General features: G+C 65.4%; 20 protein-coding genes and 1 pseudogene. 11 read left to right on the forward strand and 10 right to left on the reverse strand.

The window, feature by feature from the left end:
* Positions 1-487 precede the first annotated feature (487 nt).
* Together tsaD and ACSQ3N_RS19585 are read right to left on the reverse strand one after the other, a co-directional pair.
* The gene (tsaD, locus tag ACSQ3N_RS19580) at positions 488-1,537 is read right to left on the reverse strand and encodes a tRNA (adenosine(37)-N6)-threonylcarbamoyltransferase complex transferase subunit TsaD (protein WP_436147203.1); all 1,050 of its coding nucleotides are present in this window, start codon (positions 1,535-1,537) and stop codon (positions 488-490) included.
* A gap of 143 nt (positions 1,538-1,680) precedes the next feature.
* Positions 1,681-2,850, reverse strand: a complete 1,170-nt coding sequence (locus ACSQ3N_RS19585) for a branched-chain amino acid ABC transporter substrate-binding protein (RefSeq protein WP_436147204.1) — start codon at positions 2,848-2,850, stop codon at positions 1,681-1,683.
* 206 nt (positions 2,851-3,056) lie between these two features.
* Between ACSQ3N_RS19585 and ACSQ3N_RS19590 the strand changes: the two genes are divergently transcribed.
* The 4 genes from ACSQ3N_RS19590 (at position 3,057) to ACSQ3N_RS19605 (ending at position 7,365) form a co-directional block, all read left to right on the forward strand.
* Complete coding sequence (locus ACSQ3N_RS19590; RefSeq protein WP_056170376.1) at positions 3,057-3,683, forward strand: ANTAR domain-containing response regulator; 627 nt, start codon at positions 3,057-3,059, stop codon at positions 3,681-3,683.
* A 488-nt stretch (positions 3,684-4,171) separates the two neighbouring features.
* Positions 4,172-5,416 (forward strand): CmpA/NrtA family ABC transporter substrate-binding protein, encoded by a 1,245-nt coding sequence (locus ACSQ3N_RS19595; protein ID WP_056170379.1) that lies wholly within the window; start codon positions 4,172-4,174, stop codon positions 5,414-5,416.
* Positions 5,417-5,481: 65 nt separating this feature from the next.
* Positions 5,482-6,441: a nitrate ABC transporter permease gene (gene ntrB / locus ACSQ3N_RS19600; protein ID WP_436147205.1), complete on the forward strand. Its 960-nt coding sequence runs from the start codon at positions 5,482-5,484 to the stop codon at positions 6,439-6,441.
* A 111-nt stretch (positions 6,442-6,552) separates the two neighbouring features.
* Complete coding sequence (locus tag ACSQ3N_RS19605; RefSeq protein WP_436147206.1) at positions 6,553-7,365, forward strand: ABC transporter ATP-binding protein; 813 nt, start codon at positions 6,553-6,555, stop codon at positions 7,363-7,365.
* Between the two features lie 195 nt (positions 7,366-7,560).
* Here ACSQ3N_RS19605 and ACSQ3N_RS19610 read toward each other — a convergent pair whose 3' ends face one another.
* Positions 7,561-7,998, reverse strand: a complete 438-nt coding sequence (locus ACSQ3N_RS19610; RefSeq protein ID WP_056170385.1) for a CBS domain-containing protein — start codon at positions 7,996-7,998, stop codon at positions 7,561-7,563.
* Between ACSQ3N_RS19610 and ACSQ3N_RS19615 the strand changes: the two genes are divergently transcribed.
* From ACSQ3N_RS19615 to ACSQ3N_RS19625, 3 genes are all read left to right on the forward strand, one after another.
* A complete protein-coding gene (locus ACSQ3N_RS19615) occupies positions 7,997-8,488 on the forward strand; it encodes a hypothetical protein (RefSeq protein WP_436147207.1) in 492 nt (163 codons plus the stop codon). The genes ACSQ3N_RS19610 and ACSQ3N_RS19615 overlap by 2 nt on opposite strands.
* 30 nt (positions 8,489-8,518) lie before the next feature.
* Positions 8,519-8,806: a hypothetical protein gene (locus ACSQ3N_RS19620; protein ID WP_056170388.1), complete on the forward strand. Its 288-nt coding sequence runs from the start codon at positions 8,519-8,521 to the stop codon at positions 8,804-8,806.
* 81 nt (positions 8,807-8,887) lie between these two features.
* On the forward strand, positions 8,888-9,181 hold the full coding sequence (locus ACSQ3N_RS19625) for a DUF4148 domain-containing protein (RefSeq protein ID WP_436147208.1): 294 nt from the start codon (positions 8,888-8,890) through the stop codon (positions 9,179-9,181).
* 85 nt (positions 9,182-9,266) lie between these two features.
* On the opposite strand, the gene ACSQ3N_RS19630 is transcribed toward ACSQ3N_RS19625, so the two are convergent.
* Genes ACSQ3N_RS19630 through ACSQ3N_RS19645 form a run of 4 tightly spaced genes read right to left on the reverse strand, consistent with a single transcriptional unit; the run spans position 9,267 to position 12,651 of the window.
* A complete protein-coding gene (locus tag ACSQ3N_RS19630) occupies positions 9,267-10,286 on the reverse strand; it encodes a TRAP transporter substrate-binding protein (protein WP_436147209.1) in 1,020 nt (339 codons plus the stop codon).
* Positions 10,287-10,340: 54 nt separating this feature from the next.
* A complete protein-coding gene (locus tag ACSQ3N_RS19635; protein ID WP_436147210.1) occupies positions 10,341-11,636 on the reverse strand; it encodes a TRAP transporter large permease in 1,296 nt (431 codons plus the stop codon).
* Between the two features lie 5 nt (positions 11,637-11,641).
* Positions 11,642-12,169, reverse strand: a complete 528-nt coding sequence (locus tag ACSQ3N_RS19640; RefSeq protein ID WP_436147211.1) for a TRAP transporter small permease — start codon at positions 12,167-12,169, stop codon at positions 11,642-11,644.
* Positions 12,166-12,651 carry a gluconokinase gene (locus ACSQ3N_RS19645; protein WP_436147980.1) on the reverse strand — a complete coding sequence of 162 codons (486 nt, stop codon included), beginning with the start codon at positions 12,649-12,651 and terminating at the stop codon, positions 12,166-12,168. The genes ACSQ3N_RS19640 and ACSQ3N_RS19645 overlap by 4 nt, the downstream gene beginning before the upstream one ends.
* Positions 12,652-12,855: 204 nt before the next feature.
* On the opposite strand from ACSQ3N_RS19645, the gene ACSQ3N_RS19650 reads away from it, so the two are divergent.
* Positions 12,856-13,881 (forward strand): LacI family DNA-binding transcriptional regulator, encoded by a 1,026-nt coding sequence (locus ACSQ3N_RS19650; protein WP_436147212.1) that lies wholly within the window; start codon positions 12,856-12,858, stop codon positions 13,879-13,881.
* A 163-nt stretch (positions 13,882-14,044) separates the two neighbouring features.
* Here ACSQ3N_RS19650 and ACSQ3N_RS19655 read toward each other — a convergent pair whose 3' ends face one another.
* The gene (locus ACSQ3N_RS19655) at positions 14,045-15,703 is read right to left on the reverse strand and encodes a methyl-accepting chemotaxis protein (RefSeq protein WP_436147213.1); all 1,659 of its coding nucleotides are present in this window, start codon (positions 15,701-15,703) and stop codon (positions 14,045-14,047) included.
* A gap of 113 nt (positions 15,704-15,816) precedes the next feature.
* Here ACSQ3N_RS19655 and ACSQ3N_RS19660 point away from each other — a divergent pair, with 113 nt between their 5' ends.
* Positions 15,817-15,996, forward strand: coding sequence for a hypothetical protein (locus ACSQ3N_RS19660; protein WP_436147214.1), 180 nt, complete (start codon positions 15,817-15,819; stop codon positions 15,994-15,996).
* Between the two features lie 214 nt (positions 15,997-16,210).
* Positions 16,211-17,425 carry an MFS transporter gene (locus tag ACSQ3N_RS19665; protein ID WP_436147215.1) on the forward strand — a complete coding sequence of 405 codons (1,215 nt, stop codon included), beginning with the start codon at positions 16,211-16,213 and terminating at the stop codon, positions 17,423-17,425.
* A 369-nt stretch (positions 17,426-17,794) separates the two neighbouring features.
* On the opposite strand, the gene ACSQ3N_RS19670 is transcribed toward ACSQ3N_RS19665, so the two are convergent.
* Together ACSQ3N_RS19670 and ACSQ3N_RS19675 are read right to left on the reverse strand one after the other, a co-directional pair.
* The gene (locus tag ACSQ3N_RS19670) at positions 17,795-19,594 is read right to left on the reverse strand and encodes a protein kinase domain-containing protein (protein ID WP_436147216.1); all 1,800 of its coding nucleotides are present in this window, start codon (positions 19,592-19,594) and stop codon (positions 17,795-17,797) included.
* A complete protein-coding gene (locus tag ACSQ3N_RS19675) occupies positions 19,584-19,730 on the reverse strand; it encodes a hypothetical protein (RefSeq protein WP_436147217.1) in 147 nt (48 codons plus the stop codon). The genes ACSQ3N_RS19670 and ACSQ3N_RS19675 overlap by 11 nt, the downstream gene beginning before the upstream one ends.
* A gap of 206 nt (positions 19,731-19,936) precedes the next feature.
* Between ACSQ3N_RS19675 and ACSQ3N_RS19680 the strand changes: the two are divergent.
* Positions 19,937-21,157 (forward strand): annotated as a pseudogene (locus ACSQ3N_RS19680) (NAD(P)/FAD-dependent oxidoreductase); the annotation flags it as partial.
* Positions 21,158-21,206 lie beyond the last annotated feature (49 nt).

A 21,206-nucleotide genomic window follows, 5' to 3' on the forward strand; every position in this document is an offset into this window, starting at 1 on the left:
GTTCGGATGTTCGGCTGTCCACCCCCTGCTGGCTGCGCCTGCGGCGGGGCGGTTGCGGGGTGGCATGCGCGTCGGAGCGCGCATGCTTCGTGCACTGACTCGCCGCAGTTGTTTGAACGAAGCGCGCAGCGCGCAGTGAGTTCTGCGGCGCACCCCGCAACCGCCCCGACGCAGGTTTGCCCCTTCGCAACGCGAAGGGGTCGCAGACTTGGGGTCGCCCTTTCTTTGGTGACTTTCTTTCGGCGACGCGAAAGAAAGTTACCGCGCCGCCGGGCGCGCACCCCGGCTCCCGCCCTCAGCACAGGCACACCTCTCAAACCAGCGAGCTAGCGAGCAGCGCCCAGGTTTCGACAAGCTCAACCCGAACGGCAGAGGTAAGAAGACAAGCCAAGGCTTCGACAAGCTCAGCCCGAACGGCCTGCGTTGCGAACGGCTCGGCATGTAAACGGTTTCTCGAACGCAAAGTACCGGCATCTCGACAAGCTCATCAAGCCCCCGCAGCAATCGCATCCAACGGCCACCGCGGCTTCACATCAAACGCATAGTCGCTGCTGGCATCCTGCTGCCCCGCCTGCAACCGCATCGCCGCCGCCATCGCAATCATCGCCCCGTTGTCCGTGCACAAATGCAGCTCGGGGTAGTGCACCCGCACCCCCACAGCCGCACAGGCCCCATTCAACTGCGCACGCAAATGCCGATTGGCGCCCACGCCACCGGCCACCACCACACGCTTCAAGCCGGTCTGCTTGAGCGCCGTCAGCGTCTTGCGCACCAGCACGTCGACGATCGCCGCCTCGGTGCTGGCGGCCAGGTCGGCCTTGCGGGCTTCGAGCTCATCGCCCAGCTTCTTGGCCTGCGTGAGCACCGCCGTCTTGAGCCCCGCAAAAGAAAAATCGAGGTCCCCGCTATGCAATAGAGGCCGCGGCAGTTTGAACGCCGTGGCACTGCCCTGCTCCGCCAGCCGCGACAACGCCGGGCCGCCGGGGTAGCCCAGGCCCATGAGCTTGGCGGACTTGTCGAAGGCCTCGCCGGCGGCGTCGTCGATGGTCTCGCCCAAGATCTCATAGCGGCCCACGCCGTCCACGCGCATCAACTGCGTATGGCCGCCCGACACCAGCAGGGCCACAAACGGAAACTCCGGCGGGTCCGCGCTCAGGAAGGGCGACAGCAGATGCCCTTCGAGGTGGTGCACGCCCAGCACGGGCTTGCCCAGCGCCGCACCCAGCGCACAGGCCACGCCAGCGCCCACCAGCAAGGCGCCGGCCAGGCCAGGGCCGCGGGTGTAGGCCACCACGTCCACGTCCGCCAGCGTGTGGCCAGACTCGGTGAGCACCTGCGTGGTCAGCGGCAGCACACGGCGGATGTGGTCGCGGCTGGCCAGCTCGGGGACCACGCCACCATAGGCCTGGTGCATCTCGATCTGGCTGTGCAGCGCGTGCGACAGCAGGGTGGGCACGGCGGTGTCGCCGCTGGAGCGCACCAGGGCCACGCCGGTTTCATCGCAGGAGGATTCGATTCCAAGGATCAGCAAACTCATCGCCCGAGTGTAAAACCCGCACCGGGATGGCCCACCGCCAAAGCACAAAGCCCCTGCGGGCGGTGGCCGGCAGGGGCTTTGTGGGTGAGCGTGGTGCGCAGAAGGGGTTCAACCCACCGGCACGGCGCAACCTCAGGGGACTGCTACCAACGGTCCGACCGCATCCGCAACTCCCAGCTGCCGCTGCGCAGTTCGTACACGCCCACGGCGCCGTAGCGCTGCTCGCCCTTGTCGTCCCAGGTCATGGTGCCGATCACCGGCGCATAGCCGTTGATGCTGTGCATCGCCTTGGTGATCTCTGAGGGCTCTGCCGACTTGGCCTTCTGGATGGCGGCAGACAGCACGTACATGCTGTCGTAGCTGTAGTGGCCACCGTAGGCCGGCGGCTTCTTGTAGGCCTCGATGTACTTTTCGAGGAAGGGCTTGCCGGTGGCGAATTCCTTGGCCTCCAGCACGGGCGACGTGGCGTAGATGCCGTCGATGATGCCGGCGCCCTTGACCATGTCGGTGGTCTTGATGGTGTCGCCGCCCAGCAGGCTGACCTTGGTGTGGTCGACCTTGCGCAGGGCTTCGAGCAGCGCCAGCGCCTGAAAGTCGTTCAGGGTGGAGACGATGACCTCGACCTTGGCGGCCTTGAGCTCGCCGGCCAGTTCATTGAACGCCGTGGTCTTGTCGTCGAATGACTTGCGCACCACGACCTCTTTCTTCTCGGTCTTGAGCTGTGCGGCCGCGCCGTCGGCCAGGCCCTTGCCGTAGGGCGTGCCATCGTCCAGCGCGGCGTAGCGCGAGGCGCCGAGCTGCGTGGCCGCGAACGAGCCGATGGCGCGCGCCTGCAGGGTGTCGTTGCCGACCATGCGGAACGTGGTGGGAAAGCCCAGCTGCGTGAACTTGGGGTTGGTGGAGATGGCGATCTGCGCAATGTCCTTGGCCGCGTAGATGGGCGCGGTCTCGATGCTCACGCCCGAGTTCAGGTGGCCGATGACCGCCACCACACCCGCATCCACCAGTTGCTGGGCCACGGTCTTGCCGGTGGCGGCGTCGGCCTTGTCGTCCACCGAGACCACCTCCAGCGTCACGCGCTTGCCGTCCACGGTGTAGCCGCCCTTGTTCAGCTCGGCCACCGCCAGGTTCACGCCGTTGAGCAAGTCCTGCCCCAGCGCCCCCAGCGGGCCGCTCAAGGGCTGGGCCACGCCGATCTTGATGGTGTCGGGCACCTTGCTGCACCCGGACAGGAGCAGCAGCGCCGCAGACGTGACCACGGTCAAGGCCAGGCCGGCGGAAAGAAAACGGCGCCGGTCGTTAAGCTTGTTCATGCAGATTCCTCATCAGTATGTCAATGTGACCAGATGTATATGCGAGCGAATGGAAGGCGGCTATCGGGTATGCCCTGCCAATCATCAAACTATTAGCAAGTTTCAGGCCCTGCAAGGCATAAATGCTTCGGTGATGTGATGATCGGACGTCTTGCACCGCTGTAGCGCACCAATTTGTGGCGTAAAAATTGCTTATGCTTCGGGGTATGAACGAGTCTTTGCGCATCGTGGTGGTGGCCCCGGACCTGGCCATTGCCGATCCCGACGACGAACACGCCGTATTGCAGGCGGAGCGTTCGCGGGCGCTGCGCATCGGGCTGCTGGAGAACAACTTCAACCTGGTGGCCACACTGCCGGCTGACGTGTTCCTGAGCGAGCGCATCGCCCAGTTGCAACCCGACCTGATCATCGTGGACGCTGAGAGCGAGGCCCGCGACGCGCTCGAGCATGTGGTGGTCGCCACGCGCGACGAACGCCGGCCCATCGTGATGTTCACCAACGACGAGGACACATCGCACGTGAAGGCCGCAGTGGCCGCGGGCGTGTCGGCCTACATCGTGGCCGGTCTGTCGCCCCAGCGCATCCGCCCCATTCTGGACGTGGCGATGGCGCGCTTTCAGCACGAACAGGCCCTGCGCGCCGAGCTGGCCGATGCCAAGACCGAGCTCAAGGACCGCAAGACCATCGACCGCGCCAAGGGCCTGCTGATGCAGCGCCAGAACCTGACCGAGCAGGCAGCGTACGAGAAGCTGCGCAAGACGGCTATGGACAAGGGCCTGAAGCTCGTGGACGTCGCCCAGCGGATGCTGGATGTGATGGACCTGCTGGGCTGAACCCGTGACATCCCCATAGGCACTGCTCGCCTGCAGCAAGGGGCTTCTCGATGTGCTGCGCGTCGGCCTTTGCCTGGCGTCCCTGCCCGGGCCCCGCCCAGTTCTCACCACCACTCCCAGATGGTGCACCGCACAAAGGCAGTGCGGGCGCTCCTGCAGCACCCATCGCACAACCATTTGATTAAAACTGGCCGCTACCGCTTGATAGACAAGCGCTACCAGCTATCAATTACATAGCAATTACTGCGCCGCCTTGGCGCGCAGCTGGTGCGTCACAGGTTGGCACGCAGCTTGCGTTAACCCTGGCAAGACCAATGAAGGTCTTGCCCCTGACAGCAGCGGCCCAATGGCGGGCCGGTGCTGATGCCAAGCCCCAATGCTTGGCAATGGACAAAGGCGTCCCCACCCGCCCCGACGTATGCATGCGTGCATCTCGCGGGGTGTGGTGTGGACGCCTTTTTGTTTTTAACGCTACGAGGAAGTGCCCCATGACCGATCTGCTCAAAACCAGCCTCAACCGCCGCACCGTGCTGCAGGCCGCTACCGTGGGCGCCGTTGGCGTCAGCCCCGCGCTGCGTGCGCTGGTGCATGCCCAGGGCTCGGACGCCCCCGAGAAGAAGGAAGTCAAGATCGGCTTCATCCCGCTGACGGACTGCGCCAGCGTGGTGATGGCCTCGGTGCTGGGCATCGACAAGAAATACGGCGTGACCATCATCCCCACCAAGGAAGCCTCCTGGGCCGGTGTGCGCGACAAGCTGGTCAACGGCGAACTCGACTTTGCCCACGTGCTGTACGGCCTGGTGTATGGCGTGCACCTGGGCCTGGCCGGCCCCAAGAAGGACATGGCCGTGCTGATGAACCTCAACCACAACGGCCAGGCCATCACGCTGTCCAAGAAGCTGGCGGACAAAGGCGCGGTCAACGGCGCGGGCCTGGCCAAGCTGATGGCCAGCGAAAAGCGCGAGTACACCTTCGCGCAGACCTTCCCCACCGGCACGCACGCCATGTGGCTGTACTACTGGCTGGCGGCCAACGGCATCAACCCGATGAAGGACGCCAAGGTCATCACCGTGCCGCCGCCACAAATGGTGGCCAACATGCGCGTGGGCAACATGGACGGCTTCTGCGTGGGCGAGCCCTGGAACCACCGCGCCATCATGGACGGTATCGGCGTAACCGCCACCACCACGCAGGACATCTGGAAGGACCACCCCGAGAAGGTGCTGGGCACCACGTCCGAGTTCGTGCAGAAGTACCCCAACACGGCGCGCGCCGTGACGGCCGCCATCCTGGAGGCGAGCAAGTGGATCGACGAAGGCCTGGCCAACAAGAACAAGATGGCCGAGACCATTGCCGGCAAGGCCTACGTGAACACGGGTGTCGATGCGATCAACCAGCGCATCCTGGGCCGCTACCAGGACGGCATGGGCAAGACCTGGGACGACCCCAACCACATGAAGTTCTTCAACGACGGCGCGGTGAACTTCCCGTACCTGTCGGACGGCATGTGGTTCCTCACGCAGCACAAGCGCTGGGGCCTGATCAAGGACCACCCTGACTACCTGAACGTGGCCAAGGCCGTGAACCGCATCGACGTCTACAAGCAGGCCGCCGCCGCATCGAAGACCCCGGTGCCCAAGACCGAAATGCGCAGCAGCAAGTTCATGGACGGCGTGGTGTGGGACGGCAAGGATCCCGCCAAGTACGCCGACAGCTTCAAGGTCAAGGCCTGATCGCCCTGGCCTGACGACGACATTCACCCCGCCAGCACCACCCGCCCCTCTTTCAGGAGAACACCATGGTCAGCGCCGTCTTTCACACCCCGTTGGATGCAGCCCCGCCGGTTGCCACAAAAGCCATGCACCCTGCAGCCACCGCCACCACGGCCAGCGCTATGCCAGCCATCGGCACCAGCAGCCAACCGCAGTCCACCACCGCCAGCACGCCGTCAGCCCCGCGCCGCGACTGGGCTGCCCTGTCACGCAGCTTCTGGATGGCCGTGCTGCCGCCACTGTGCGGCCTGGGCCTGCTCATCGGCCTGTGGGCGGTGGTCTCCACCACCACAGGCGGCAGCATTCCGACGCCCCTGGAGACATGGAAACAGGCGCTCGAGATTTTCAGCAACCCGTTCTACCGCAACGGCCCCAACGACCAGGGCGTGGGCTGGAACGTGCTGATGTCGCTCGAACGCGTGGCCGTCGGCTTCGGGATGGCGGCGCTGGTGGGCATTCCGGCGGGCTTCGTGATCGGGCGTTTCAACTTCCTGTCGCGCATGTTCAACCCGCTGATCAGCCTGCTGCGCCCGGTGTCGCCCCTGGCCTGGCTGCCCATCGGCCTGCTGGTCTTCAAGGGCGCGAATCCTGCCGCCATCTGGACCATCTTCATCTGCTCCATCTGGCCCATGATCATCAACACTGCCGTGGGCGTGCAGCGCGTGCCGCAGGACTACATGAACGTGGCCCGCGTGCTCAACCTGTCGGAGTGGAAGATCGCCACCAAGATACTGTTCCCCGCCGTGCTGCCCTACATGCTGACCGGCGTGCGCCTGGCCGTGGGCACTGCGTGGCTCGTGATCGTGGCGGCCGAGATGCTGACCGGCGGCGTTGGCATCGGCTTCTGGGTGTGGGACGAGTGGAACAACCTGAACGTCAAGAACATCATCATCGCGATCTTCGTGATCGGCATCGTCGGGCTGGTGCTGGAGTTTGCGCTCATCAAGCTGGCCACCGCATTCACGTTCGAAGAGGTCAAAGCCTGAACCACACGTGACCCACCCCTGAGCTGCGCCTGCAGCGTGCCCCCTCAAGGGCACACCGCGGCCCGGCAAAAACCGGCTCCATCGTGGCCTCGAAACAAACAGGAGTTCCTCATGCACACCTCTCTCACCAGCAAGTTCATTGAAGTCCATGGCGTGGAGCAGACCTTCAAGACCGCCAAGGGCCTGTTCCCGGCGCTCAGGGACATCAACCTCACGATCGCCAAGGGCGAGTTCGTCGCGCTGATCGGCCACTCGGGCTGCGGCAAGTCCACGCTGCTCAACCTGATCGCCGGCCTGACCACACCCACCAACGGCGCGCTGCTGTGCGCCAACAAGGAGATCAAGGGCCCGGGCCCCGAGCGCGCGGTGGTGTTCCAGAACCACTCGCTGCTGCCGTGGCTCACCTGCTTCGACAACATCTACCTGGCGGTGGAGCGCGTGTTCGGCGGCAAGGAAAGCAAGGCGCAACTCAGGGCCCGCACGGACGCCGCGCTGGCATTGGTCGGCCTCACGCCTGCGGCGCAAAAGCGCCCTGGCGAAATCTCGGGTGGCATGAAGCAGCGCGTGGGCATCGCCCGCGCCCTGTCGATGGAACCGCAGGTGCTGCTGATGGACGAGCCCTTTGGCGCACTGGACGCATTGACGCGCGCCAAGCTGCAGGACGAGTTGCTGGAGATCGTGGCGCGCACGCAGAGCACCGTGGTCATGGTCACGCACGATGTGGACGAGGCCGTGCTGCTGTCCGACAAGATCGTGATGATGACCAACGGCCCCGCCGCCACGATTGGCGAGGTGCTGGCTGTCGACCTGCCCCGCCCCCGCCGCCGCGTGGAACTGGCCGAAGACGCGCAGTACGTGCACTACCGCAAGGCCGTGATCGATTTTCTGTACACCCGCCAGGGGCACGTCGAGAAAGCGGCTTGAAGCCCCGCGCTGCCAGGCGTGGCAGTACACCCCAGGCGCTGGCCGGTTCCGGTCAGCGCCTTTTCATTTGCCCCTGATACGCACGCAGGTTGAACCCGTGCGGCCCGAGCCAGTGTCGCGGTGCAAGGGCCGCCCCGCCGCAGGGGCGGCGTGCCCTTCCAGGGCGAAGGCGCGCAGCGCCTCAGCGGGCAGTAGTCAATGACTGCCGCTGATGTACTGTTCCAGCTGCTCGATGATGAATTTTTGCTCCGAGATGATGTCCTTGACCAGGTCGCCGATGGAAATCATGCCGACCAGCTTGCCGTTGTCCACCACGGGCAGATGTCGCAGGCGGCCGGTGCTCATCATCTGCATGCACTGCTCGCTGGTCTGGTCGGGCCGCACGAAACGCACGGCCGAGGTCATCACATCGCGCGCGATGGTGGCCGCCGAGGTGCGGCCCAGCAGGGCGATCTTTCGCGCATAGTCACGCTCGGTGAAGATGCCCACGATGGCATCGCCCTCGGTGACCACCAGCGCACCAATGCCTTTGTCAGCCATGAGCTGCAGGGCAGCCAGCACCGAATCGGTGGGCCGGATGGTGTGCACGGTGGCGTCGGGCTTGGCCTCGAGAATCTTGGAGACGATGGTCATGGAACCTCCCTCTGAAACCTGGAACAGGTGCAGAGAGATTTCAGCCCATAAGCCCTGCCAGCGCAACCCGCGCAAGCCCGATTTGCGGTGCTTTGTGGGCGATCCGCCGCATCAGTTGTTTCGTGCCTGTTGCAGTCGGCCCGCACCGAAACAAACTGAAAAGAACCGAAACCGCTACGAGACGACGCAGCGCGCAGTGATGGGCACGATAGAGCCCATGTTCAACGCACTTCTCATGGGTTCAACGCCTGGTGGCACGAAGCTCCCGTTGTTGTTGTCGTCGCAAGACACGCGCTGCATCTGGCAACTGACCGCTTCATCGATTGTTTCCAATACTGGAACAGTCAGTTTGCGACCAGCTAGTTTTTCTCTGAACAGCCCCGGCGTACAGTTCAACCCATCGATGAGCCGAACCCGCAAGGCGACTCACCGAACCCGGGATCTGGCGATGGACACCTTTCGTTCCTGCACTGGTTACCGGTTTTTTTGAGACGCTTTTTTAACTTCAAGGACTTTCATCATGAACAACACCGCACGCTTCCTCTCCATCGCCGCCGTTGCCGCTTTCGCCTCCTTCGGCGCCCAAGCCGACGAAGCTGACGCTTCGCAATTCGCCACCAAGTTCGACACCAACCGCACCCGCGCTGAAGTGGCTGCAGAAGCTTCCAGCGTTGCTCAGACCCGCAGCATCGAGCCAGCAGGCTCCCGCGTCGTGACCTACAAGTCCACGGCTGACCGCGCTGCCGTGCGTGCCCAGGCTGCTGACGCCGTTCGCACTGGCCAGATCCCTTCGGGTGAGCAAGGCTGATCTGAATCCCACGGATTCAACGCCTGCCTCTCGCTGATAAGTAAACAACCTGATTTCTAAAAATTACCCTGGAGTTCCATCATGAACAAGACCGCACGCTTCCTCTCCATCGCCGCTGTGTCCGCTTTCGCTGCCTTCGGCGCCCACGCTGACGAAGCCGACGCTTCGCAATTCGCCGCCAAGTACGACACCAACCGCACCCGTGCCGAAGTGATGGCCGAAGCCTCGACCGTTGCCGCCACCAGCAGCACCATTCCTTCCGGCTCGCGCGTCCTGTCCTTTACTTCTACGGCCGACCGCGCTGCCGTGCAGGCCCAGGCAGCAGAAGCCCTGCGCACCGGCCGGATCTCTTCGGGCGAAATCGGTTCGCTGTAATCCGCAGACTGCAGCTCTGGCTGCAATGCAAAAAAGGCCGAGGCCCCCAGGGGCCTCGGCCTTTTTCTTTGGTCTGAAGCCTGGCTTACTTCCCGCCGCGCGCCGCAGCCACCGCGCCCTGCACTTCCTTCCACAGGTCTTCACCCACATTGGTCGCGATGCTGGCATTCACGGCGCCCAGTTTCTCGCGCATGCGGCTGGCTTCGGCGGATGACAGTTCGTTGACCTGCATGCCTTTGCCCTTCAAATCGGCCAGTGCCTTGTTGGCCTCATCCCGCGTGTCCTGGCGCTCGAAGTCGCGGCTCTTCTTGGCGGCATCGAGCAGCACCTTCTGCTCGGCCTTCGACAGGCCGTCCCAGTACTTCTTGCTGACCAGCACGATCCAGGGGCTGTAGACGTGGTTGGTCACGGTGAGGTATTTCTGCACCTCGTAGAACTTGCTCGACAGGATGGTGTTGTAGGGGTTCTCCTGGCCGTCGACGGTGTTCGTCTCCAGCGCCGAGAACAGCTCAGAGAACGGCAGCGGCACGGCGTTGGCGCCCAGGGTCTTGAAGCTGTCGAGGAAGACGTTGTTCTGCATCACGCGCAGCTTGATGCCGTTCATGTCCTCGAGCTTGGTGACGGGGCGCTTGCTGTTGGTCAGGTTGCGAAAACCGTTCTCCCAGTACACCAGGCCCACCAGGCCCTTTTCCTGCAGCTTGTCCATCACCTTCTGGCCGACGGGGCCGTCCAACACTACGTCGGCTTCCTTGGCGTTGTTGAACAGAAAAGGCGTGTCCCAGATGGCCATTTCCTTGGTGATGCCCACCAGCGTGGCGGTGGAGCCGACCATCATCTCCTGCGCGCCGCCGATGAGTGCCTGCTGCATTTGCAGGTCCGAACCCAGCGCCGCGGCGCCGATGGCGCGCACCTTCATCTTGCCGCCCGAGGCCTTCTCGACCTCTTGCGCAAACAGCTTGGTGCCGCGGCCCTGGTTGGACACTTCGTTGAGGCCATAGCCAAAGCGGATGATGCGCGGCTTGAAGTCCTGGGCGGCAGCCTGGAACGATGTTGCGAGAGCGGCTACCGACAGGGCGGCCAGCAGGGTACGGCGGAAAGTCTTCATGGTTGTCTCCATTGGCGAACGAAAGAAATACACGGAAAAAATCAGTGCGAGGCGTTACCTCATCCAGTGCACAGGCGCGGTCACGATCTGCGGGAACACCACCAGCAGCGCCATGATCAGCACATAGGTCAAGAGGAACGGGTTCACGCCGCGGATCACGGTGGGCATGGAGATGCGCCCCACGCCCGCCACCACGTTCAGCACGGTGCCCACCGGCGGCGTGACCAAGCCGATGGAGCCGTTGAGCACGAACATCAGGCCGAAGTAAACCGGATCGATCCCCGCCTTGACGGCGATGGGCAGCATCACGGGCGCGAAGATCAGGATGGTGGGCGTGAGGTCGAGCGCCGTGCCGATGAGCACCAGCACGATCATCATCACCGTCATCAACAGGCGAGGGTTCTCGACCAGCGGCCCGAGCCAGCCGGTCAGCACGCTGGGCAGGTCGGCCAGGGTGATCATGTAGCTGGCCACCTGGGCGCCAGCGCACAGGAACATCACGATGGCCGTAGTCTTGGCGGCGCGCACCAGCACGCCATAGATCTCAGGCACGCGAATCTCGCGGTGCACGAAGAGCGCCACCACCAGCGCGTAGAACGCAGCCACCACCGCCGCCTCGGTGGGCGTGAAGATGCCCGACTTCATGCCGCCGATGATGATCACCGGCATGAGCAGCGCCCAGAAGGCCTTGCCGGTGGAGCGCCAGCGATCGCGCATCGGCAGCGGCGCGGGGCCGGCCGGCAGCACCATGCCGCGCAGCACCCAGCGCCACGCCACGATCAGGCCCGCGCCCATGATCAGCCCGGGCACCACGCCCGAGACGAACAGTGCCGAGATCGACGTGTTGGTGGTCACGCCGTAGATCACGAAGGCCATGGACGGCGGGATGATGGGGCCGATCACGCTGCCCGCGGCGATCAAGCCCGCCGATGAATCCACCGGGTAGCCGTTCTTGCGCATCATGGGCAGCAGGATGGCCGACATGGCCGCCGCATCAGCCAGGGCCGAGCCCGACATGGCCGAAAGCAGCACCGCCGCGCCGATAGCCACGTAGCCCAGGCCGCCGCGGATATGCCCCACCCAGGCCTGCGCCATGTCGATGATGCGGCGGCTGATGCCGCCCGAGTTCATCAACTCGCCCGCAAGAATGAAGAATGGCACCGCCAGCAGCGGAAAGCTGTCGACCCCGGCCACCAGGTTCTGGGCCAGCAGCTGCGTGTCCCAGAAATCGAGCACCCAGGCCATGCCGGCCCCGGTGAGCACCAGGGCCAGGCCCATGTTCATGCCGGTGGCCATCAACGCCAGCATGCCGACAGAAAAAACGATGAAAGCTTGCGCTTCTGCACCCATGGCCATCACTCCAGCTCGGCGCCGTGACCGAGGTCCAGCGGCTTGCGTTGAATCAGCTCGACCAGCGCCATGACGCCAATGGCCACCGCACACAAAAAGGCCGGCAGCGGTAGCAGGGCCGACGAATAGCCGAGCACGACCGAATGGCTGTCCGCACCCACCACCACCTGCTGCCAGGCGCCCCACGCGAGCATTGCGCAGGCCGCGATCACCAGCAGGCGGATCACCGCAGTCAACACGGCGAAAGCGGCCGGGCGGCGCGCCAGCAGGCCCGCCAGCGTGGTAAAGGCCATGTGCTCACCCGCCGGGTAGGCGGCTGCCGCGCCGATGAACACCATCCAGACGAACAGCAGGCGCGACAGCTCTTCGCTGGCCACCACGCCACTGCCAAATCCGTAGCGCAGTACCACGTTGACGAACACGGCCACAGCCATCACGCCCAGGCAGGCGGCCATCAGGGCCTCGGCGGTGCGCGTCAAGCGCCCGGTCGGCCGGGGTGTGGGGGAATCGGGTGGGGACGATGTGTTGCTCATGCTGCCTCCGTGGCTGCAATCCAGGCGGACGCCTGTTGTTGAAGGGTTGCCAAGTCCACCGTGGCATCGAGCCGCAACACCCCGGGCTCGCCCACAGGCGACTCGAGCGTGGCGAACTGGCTGTCCACCAGTGCGGTCGAAAAGAAGTGCGTACCCGCCCGCGCCGCCACACGCTGGCCGGCGCTGACACGGTCAATCTCCAGAAACACGAAGCGCAGGCCGGGGCACGCAGCGCGCAGGCGGTCGCGATACGCCTTCTTGAGCGCCGAGCAGGTCAGCACCACGCCCTGCGGGTGCGCCTGCAGCAGTTGGCCCAGCGTGGCGAGCCAGCCTTCGCGGTCGGCGTCGGTGAGCGCGATGCCCTGGCGCATCTTTTCTCGGCTGGTGGGGCTGTGGTGGTCGTCCCCTTCGATCAGGGGCAGGCGCTCGGCCTGGGCCAGAGCGGAGCCCAGGCTGGACTTGCCGCAACCTGCCACGCCCATGACCACCAGAAACACCGATGACGGTACAAAATTCATATTGGTAGCGCTATCCAACGAACTTTTGAAAAAGCATCCTTGCGGGATGCTCAAAATACAGAGGAAATTTCAGCCTCTTCGGGTAAAAATCAGGCATTCGCCTTGTCCAAGCCTATGGACAGCGCTATCCTAACCAGATCACAGCCCACACCAATCCGGGTTAACCCTTTGAACAAACCAGAGTCCCGACGCCGCTCCAGCGGCCGCACCACGCTCAGCGACGTGGCCAAAACTGCCGGGGTGAGCCCCATCACCGCGTCCCGCGCACTGCGCGGCGAGCGGGGTGTGGCCCAGGAGCTGGTGCAGCGTGTGAAGGATGCCGCGCAGCAACTGGGTTATGTGCCCGACCCCGCCGCCCGCGCCCTGGCGTCGCAACGCAGCGTGCAGGTGCCGGTGCTGGTGCCGCTGCTGTCTAACGCACTGTTCGTCGACGTGCTGGACGCCGTGCACCGCACGCTGTTCCCGCACGGCTACCAGGCGCTGATCGGCGTCACGCACTACGACCCGCAGGAAGAAGAGCAACTGCTGCGCACCTACCTGGCCCACCGCCCGGCGGGCCTGCTGGTGACGGGCTTTGACCGCACCGAGGCATCGCGCCAGATGATCGCCGCCAGCGGTGTGCCCTGCGTGCACCTGATGGAGATGACGTCCGCACTCGGCGTGTACTGCGTGGGCTTTTCGCAGCAGGACGCAGGCCATGCCATGACGGCGCATTTGCTCGCGCAGGGCCGCAAGCACATCGCCTTCGTCGCGGCGCAGCTGGACCCGCGCACCCTGCAGCGCGCCGAAGGCTACCGCCGCTGCCTGCGCGAGGCGGGCCTGTACGACCCGCGGCTGGAGCTGCTCAGCGCCCAGCCGTCCTCCATCCGACTGGGCGCCGAGCTGCTGGAAGAAGTGCTGCGCACCCGCCCCGGCGTGGATGCCGTGTTCTTCTGCAACGACGATCTGGCGCAAGGCGGCGTGCTGGCGGCGCACCGGCTGGGGCTGTCCGTACCGGCGCAGGTTGCGATTGCAGGGTTCAACGACCTGGCGGGCAGCGACCAGATGCTGCCGCCGCTGACCACCGTGCGCACACCGCGTTCGGCGATTGGCGAGGCCAGTGCGCAGATGCTGCTGGCGCTGATGCGCGGTGAACTGCCGGATCAGAACTCGGTGGACCTGGGCTTCGAGCTGACGGTGCGCGGGAGTACCTAGCTCCTGCTGAGCCGCTGAGCGGCATCCTCCGGGGGGAACGTGGGGACGCTATCTGTGCCCCCGCGAAGTCGGCCCCCTGGTGGTGCTGATTGAAGCGGCATCTATTGCAAACGCGCTGCAGCCTGGCCAAGCTGGGGCAGGCTGTGCCGGCGAGCTTGGGGCCTTACACCGCTGCCAGCTCGCGGCTCGAAGACGACTCGGTCTTGCCCTTCATCTCCTTGCGCAGTGCCACCGCATCCCGCGCCTGGTTTGGCGCCGACGCGTCGATGCGGAATACCTGCACCGTCTCGGTCATGGTCTGCGCCTGGCCGTTGAGCTGCATGGCCGAGGCGGCGTTTTCCTCCACCAGCGCGGCGTTCTGCTGCGTGATGGTGTCCAGTTGCGCCACGGCCGAGTTGACCTGCGAGATGCCGCTGAGCTGCTCGTTGGAGGCGCTGTGGATCTCGCCGATCAGCGTGTTCACGCGGCGCACCAGCTCGAGGGATTCGGTCATGGTCTTCTGGGCGGCGTCGGTCTTTTCGTGTCCTTCGCTCACCTTGTGGGCCGAGTCGTCGATGAGCTGGCGGATCTCCTTGGCGGCCGACTGCGTGCGGTGCGACAGGCTGCGCACTTCCGACGCCACGACCGCAAAGCCCCGGCCCTGCTCGCCCGCGCGCGCGGCCTCGACCGCAGCGTTGAGCGCGAGGATGTTGGTCTGGAACGCGATGGAGTCGATGAGCTGCGTGATCTCGCTGATGCGGCCGGACGCGGCCTGGATCTGTTTCATGGTGCTGGCCACGCCATCGACCGCCTCGCTGCTGCGCTCGGCCACCTGGGTGGCCTGCGTGGCCAGCACGGTGGCCTGTCGCGCGGACTCGGCCGTCTGTTTGACGGTGCCGGTGATCTCCTCCATGGATGCCGCCGTCTGCTGCAGGTTGCTGGCCTGCGCCTCGGTGCGCGACGACAGGTCCTGGTTGCCCTGGGCGATCTCGCGGGTAGAGACCTGCATGTGCTCGCTCTCCTGGCGCGCGTCGCGCACGATGGACAGCAGGTTCACGTTGAGCTGCGCCAGCGCTTTTTGCAGGTCGCCCACGGTGTCGCTGCGCGACGCGGTGATCTTTTGCGTGAGGTCGCCGGCGGCCATGCGGTTGGCCCAGCGCAGCATCTGCGCCAGTGGCGCGACCGTTGCCTTGTGCAGGTACGACGCCACGCCCAGCGCCAGCAGCGCCACCGCCACCCATGCCACGGTGGATGCAACCGTCATCTGGTGCCCGCCCAGCCAGGCGGCGCCAAAGGAGGCGATCACCAGCAGCAAGGTGCACAGCATCATCTTGCCCATGGGCCCCAGGCGCACCGCGTTGGCCAGACGTCCCCAGGAGGTGTTCTTCACCAGTTGGCCGGCGCGCAGCACGTGCACCTGCGCGCCCGCCTGTTTCTCGGCCTGCATCTGGCGGTACAGCTGGTCGGACGCGTTGATCTGCTCGCGCGTGGCCTCGGTGCGCACCGACATGTAGCCGGTGGGCTGGTCGCCCTGCATCAGCGGTGTGACGTTGGCCATCACCCAGTAGAAGGAGCCGTCCTTGCGGCGGTTCTTGACCGCAGCCGACCAGGGCGCCCCGCTGGCAATGGTCTCCCACATGTCGCGGAAGGCCTCCTCGGGCATGTCCGGGTGCCGGATCATGTTGTGGGGCTGGCCCAGAAGCTCTTCCTTTTCGTACCCGCTGACCTCGATGAACATCGGGTTGCAGTAGAGGATGCGGCCCTTGAGGTCGGTGGTCGAGACCAGGGTCTCACCCTTGGGGAAGGCATATTCTTGCGTGCTGACCGGGAGATTGACGCGCATGGAAACCCTTTCGTGGAGATGCCTCGCACCCCATTGGGAGAACGCGGCCGTTCTGAAAGCCAGGCACATGCTAAGACGCGAAACAGGTTTTTTGAAACTATTAAATGTGCTGGGTGCAAAAAATCACCATCCTGGTGCAACGCACCAACTGCAGGCCCGGCCCCCACGTTGAAGCGCACCATTGCAGAGATCTGCAGGGGCTTTACATCAAAATAGATAGCAAAGAATCCATATACATCAAGCGGCACGGCCTGAAAGAGCTTGAAGAAGCGCAGCACCAGCAGCTGGCATAGCCATTGCTTCGTTGAGGCTGCAGCCAAAGCTGGCTGCGTGTCAGCCCGGTGCAATGGCGGATTGGGCGAACAGGACGTCGGCGTCTTCATGGAATACGTACAGGCTGCACACAGCAGCCTGCGTGGTCCGTGCAGGCGCCTTTTTTGTTTTTCTGGCCCGGTTGCAGATGGCCCCCCGCCATCGCAGCCTTCTCGCTCTTCGCACACGACAGCCATGCTTCAATTCCGAGAGTTCCTCAAATCCGGCCACGCACCCACGCTGTGGTCGTCGTTTCTCTACTTCGGCTTCTCGTGCGCCATCTGGGTGATCAACGGCGCGATGGCGCCCTTCATCCGCGAGACCTTCAACCTCACGCCCACGCAGATGGGCATGATGCTGTCGATCCCCATCTTTGCGGGTGCGCTGATGCGCTTTCCGCTGGGCATCCTCGCGCAGTACATCGGGCGCAAGAACGCCACGCTGGTCGAGATGGCGGGCATCTTCTTCGCCATGGGCTATGGCTTCTTGTTGGTGCACACCTACAACGACCTGCTGGCCATGGGCGTGCTGCTGGGCGTGGCGGGTGCGAGCTTCGGCGTGGCGCTGTCGCTGGGCTCGGGCTCCTTCCCGCCGCGCTACAAGGGCTTGGCCATGGGCATCGTGGGCGCGGGCAACGTGGGCACGGCGGTGGCAGCCCTGCTGGCACCCGCACTGGCGCAAAAGTTTGGCTGGCAGGCCGTGTACGGCTTTGCCGCGGTGAGCGTGGCCGTGCCCGCGCTGGTGATGGCCATCTACGCCAAGGAGCCGCCAGACCTGGCAGCGCATTCGAGCTTTTGCGACCACATCGCCTGTTTGTTCGAGAAGGACGGCTGGGCGTTCAGTCTGATCTACGCGGTGACGTTTGGCGGCTTTATCGGCCTGACCACGTTCTTGCCCAGCTACTTCAGCGACCAGTTCGCCGTGAGCAAGGTGCAGGCTGGCCAGTTGACGATGATGGCGGCCTTTCTGGGCGCGGCCCTGCGCATCTTCGGCGGCTGGCTGTCGGACCACTGGGGCGGCGTCAACACGCTCACCGGCGTGCTGGCCATCACCGCGGTGAGCATGGTGCTGTGCGGCCTGGCGGAAAACTCGCTGCCTGTCACCATGCTGCTGTTCCTGCTGTGCTTTGCAGCCCTGGGCGCAGGCAACGGCGCACTGTTCCAACTGGTGCCCCTGCGCTGGCCGCTGACCACGGCGGTGGCGGGATCGATGATCGGCGAGATCGGCGCACTGGGCGGCGGCCTGATCCCCAATGGGATGGGTATCTCGCGCCAGTACACGGGTACGTACCTGTGGGGCTTCGTGGGGATTGCCGTGTGCGCGCTGGCCATGCTGGTGCTGCTGCGGGTAATGCAGCAGCGCTGGACACGGACGTGGGCGGAGAAGGGTGGGCGGGCGCGCAGCGCATGACGTGCGTGAGCACGTAAGCGCGCAACGCTTGCCGACCTTTCGGTAAAAGGGCGTTCATACAAAGGTTTGAGGGGCCCCAACCCTCCGCGTCCGCACGCTTCATGCAGCGCCCTGAAAACCCCCTCTCCCCTCGCGGGAGAGGGTTGGGGAGAGAGGGCAGAACAGGCAGTGCGCCCCGTAGTAGCACCCCCCTCTCCCCCCGCCCTCTCCCGCAAGGGGAGAGGGAGTCAAGGCACCGCCGCGCCAGGTGGTTAAGCGCTGGGGCGGCTCAAGGCGCAGCAAAGCGCTGCACTTCAAACTAAAAATGCCCCTAACGCTTTCTGGACAAGCGCTACCAGCTACTTTTTTGATAGCATCACCATCCCCGCCCTACCTCGGCAAAAACACCAGCCAATACACCAGCAGCACATTCACCAACACACTCACGACCAGCGCGATCTTCCACAGCGCCATGGCGTCGCGCTGCATCAAAGGCTGGGGACCGGTAGAGCCCAACGGACGTGACGCACCACGCTCCAGCGCCAGCAGCATTTCTTCTGCCGTCTCGAACCGCTGCGCACGCTGGCGCGCCACTGCCTTCAAGGCAATGTGATCGAGCCAGATCGGCACACCCGGGTGGTGGCGGCTGGGGGCCACCGGATCGCGGTGGTAGCGACCCAGCTGGTACGGCACGACGTCGCCATACGGCAGGCGGCCCTGGCTGAGCAGCTGGTACAGCGTCACCCCCAGGGCGAACAGGTCGCTGCCGGCATCGGGCAGTTGCCCCTCTGTGTCCGCGCTGCGCTCGTAGCCCGGCCACTGCTCGGGGTTCATGTAGGTGGGCGTGCCTGCGTGCAGGCGGCGCGTGGCGGCGGGTTCGCGTCCGGACAGGGCCACGCCCAGGTCCAGCACGCGCAGCACGCCGTCGTCGCCCAGGTGCAGGTTGTCGGGCTTGATGTCGCGGTGCACTACGCCCTGGCGGTGCAGCCAGCCCAGCACCCGCGCGGCCTGCACGGTGACTGCCAGGGCCTGGGCCACGCTCAGGTGCTCGCGGGGGCGCAGGCGCTGGCCCAGCGTGGCGCCCGCATGCCAGTCGTACAGCAGGTAGAAGGCGCTGGCGCCGGGGGGCGCGGCCTCGTCCGCGATGGCGCTGGAAACGGTGGCCGCGTCGTGGGGCGGCCAGTCGTTCAGCCGCGCCAGATGCGTGGCCGCCTGGCCTGACTGCATGCGCCGCGCCACCCAGGCTTCGTGGGCCAGCGTGGCGCGTTCTTCCGCGTCATGGGCGCGCGACGGCAGCAGGGTCTTGAGGGCGTACAGCCGCTGCGTGGCGCCCTCGCGCCCGGCATCGCGGACCTGGTAGATGCGGTGGATGCCGCTGTCGGCCACCAGCGCCGTCACCGTGAGGCCGTCGACCTGGTCGCCCACCTTGAGCAGCGGCAGCACGGGCAGGTCCTGGGCGCGGCGGGACTCGTCCTGCAGCGTGGCCTCCTGCACGCCCTGCACGCGCACCACCAGCGCGGTCACGTTGTCGTTGCTGCCGCGGCGCAGTGCGGCTTCGGTCAGCGCATCGCTCAAGGCCTGCGCTGTGCCTCCCTCGCGCAGCAGGTGGCGCAGCTCGCGCTCGGGCACGCTGCCATGCACGCCGTCGGACAGCAGCACAAACAGGTCGCCGCTGTGCAGCTCGCCCTGGCTGTAGTCGACCACCACGTGGTCATCCAGCCCCATGGCACGGGTGATCTGGTGCGCGAAGTCGCGCTGCGCCATCACGTGGTCGGTGGTCAGCAACTGCAGGCGGCCACCGCGCAGCAGGTAGGCGCGCGTGTCGCCCACATGGGCCAGCGTGTACGACTGCCCCCGCAGCACCAGGGCCGTGAGCGTGGTCAGCCCCACCGCGGGCTGGCGGCGCCGGTTCATGGACGCCAGCCAGCCGTTGTGCGCACTCAAGATGCGGTCCAGCGCCACGGTGGTGTCCCAGGTGTCGGGCGTGGCGAAGTAGTCGTTCACCAGCGTGTTCACGGTGGTCTGCGCGGCCTCGCGGCCATTGCCGCCGGTGCTCACACCATCGGCAATGGCAGCAATGGCACCCCGCTCGCGGTCGCGTCCCTGCCCGGCCACCAGCGCGGCAAAGTCCTCGTTCAGCGGCTTGCGCCCTGCCTCGGAGGTGTAGCCAAAGTCCAGTTCAAAACTCATGCACCAGCTTCATGCAGGTTTCATGCCCAAGGTGGTGCATGCCGCGCCAGGCCAGGGCGCCCGCACCCAGCGCCTGCGCAGCCCTGGGGCCGATGCGCACCACCACCCAGCCGCCGCGCCGTGTGCCGCCCCACATCAGTGCGCAGCGACTGGCACAGGCATTGCTTTACACCACCAACGACCCTTCGGGGTCTCGCGGCTCCCCCTTGCAATGGCGCACGGAAGAGTTGCCCGGACAAAGGCGTCCCCACATGCCGTTTCGAGATGGATCGAGGCAGCATCGTGAGGGACGCCTTTTTTGTTTTTCGCACTGGCCCCGCAGTGGCGCAGAAGGAGTCATGAATGAAAAAGCTCAAACTGGTGATGGTAGGCAACGGCATGGCCGGCGTGCGCACCCTCGAAGAGCTGCTCAAGATTGCCCCCGACCTGTACGACATCACGGTCTTCGGCGCCGAGCCCCACCCCAACTACAACCGCATCATGCTGTCGCCCGTGCTGGCGGGCGAGCAGACCCTCGACGAGATCATCCTGAACGACTGGTCCTGGTATGCCGACCACCACATTGCGCTGCACACCGGCTTCACGGTGAACGAGGTAGACCGCGTGCGCCGCGTGGTCAGCGCCACCAACAGCGCGGGCGATGTGGTCACGGCCGAGTACGACCGGCTGATCCTGGCCACCGGTAGCAATCCCTTCATCCTGCCCGTGCCCGGCAAGGACCTGGCCGGTGTGCTCGCCTACCGCGACATTGCCGACACGCAGGCCATGATCGACGCTGCCGCCACCTACCAGCACGCCGTGGTCATCGGCGGCGGCCTGCTGGGCCTGGAGGCCGCCAACGGCCTCATGAAGCGCGGCATGACGGTGAGCGTGGTGCACGTGGGCAAAACGCTCATGGAACGCCAGCTCGACGACGTGGCCGGCCGCATGCTGCAGCACACACTGCAGGAGCGCGGCATGAATTTCCTCCTCAACGCCCAGACGCAAGAGCTGGTGGGCGGCGCCGACGGCCGCGTCACGGCGGTGAAGTTCAAGGACGGCCGCACGGTGCCCGCCGACCTGGTGGTGATGACCGTGGGCGTGCGCCCCAACACCGCGCTGGCCGAAAAGATGCGCCTGCACGTGAACCGCGGCATCGTGGTCAGCGACACCCTGCAGACCATCACCGACGCCCGCATCTACGCAGTGGGCGAATGCGCCGCGCACCGGGGCGTCGCCTACGGCCTGGTGGCCCCGCTATTCGAGCAGGGCAAGGTGCTGGCCAACCACCTGGCAGAGATGGGCATCGACCGCTACCAGGGCTCGCAGACCTCCACCAAGCTCAAGGTGACAGGCATCGATTTGTTCTCGGCCGGCGACTTCCAGGGTGACGAACACACCGAAGAGATCGTGATGAGCGACCCCATGACCGGCATGTACAAGAAGCTCGTCATTAAGGACAACAAGCTGGTGGGCGCCTGCCTGTATGGCGACACGGTGGACGGCAGCTGGTACTTCGAGCTGTTGCGCGAGGGCCGCGCGGTCGAAGAGATCCGCGACCAGCTGATGTTCGGCCCGTCGAGCGCGGACTGAGCCGCCACCCCTGCAACTGCCAACCGCCACACACCAGCGC

Origin of the sequence: Acidovorax sp. LjRoot194, assembly GCF_964253015.1 — a bacterium.
Taxonomy (GTDB): domain Bacteria; phylum Pseudomonadota; class Gammaproteobacteria; order Burkholderiales; family Burkholderiaceae_C; genus Acidovorax.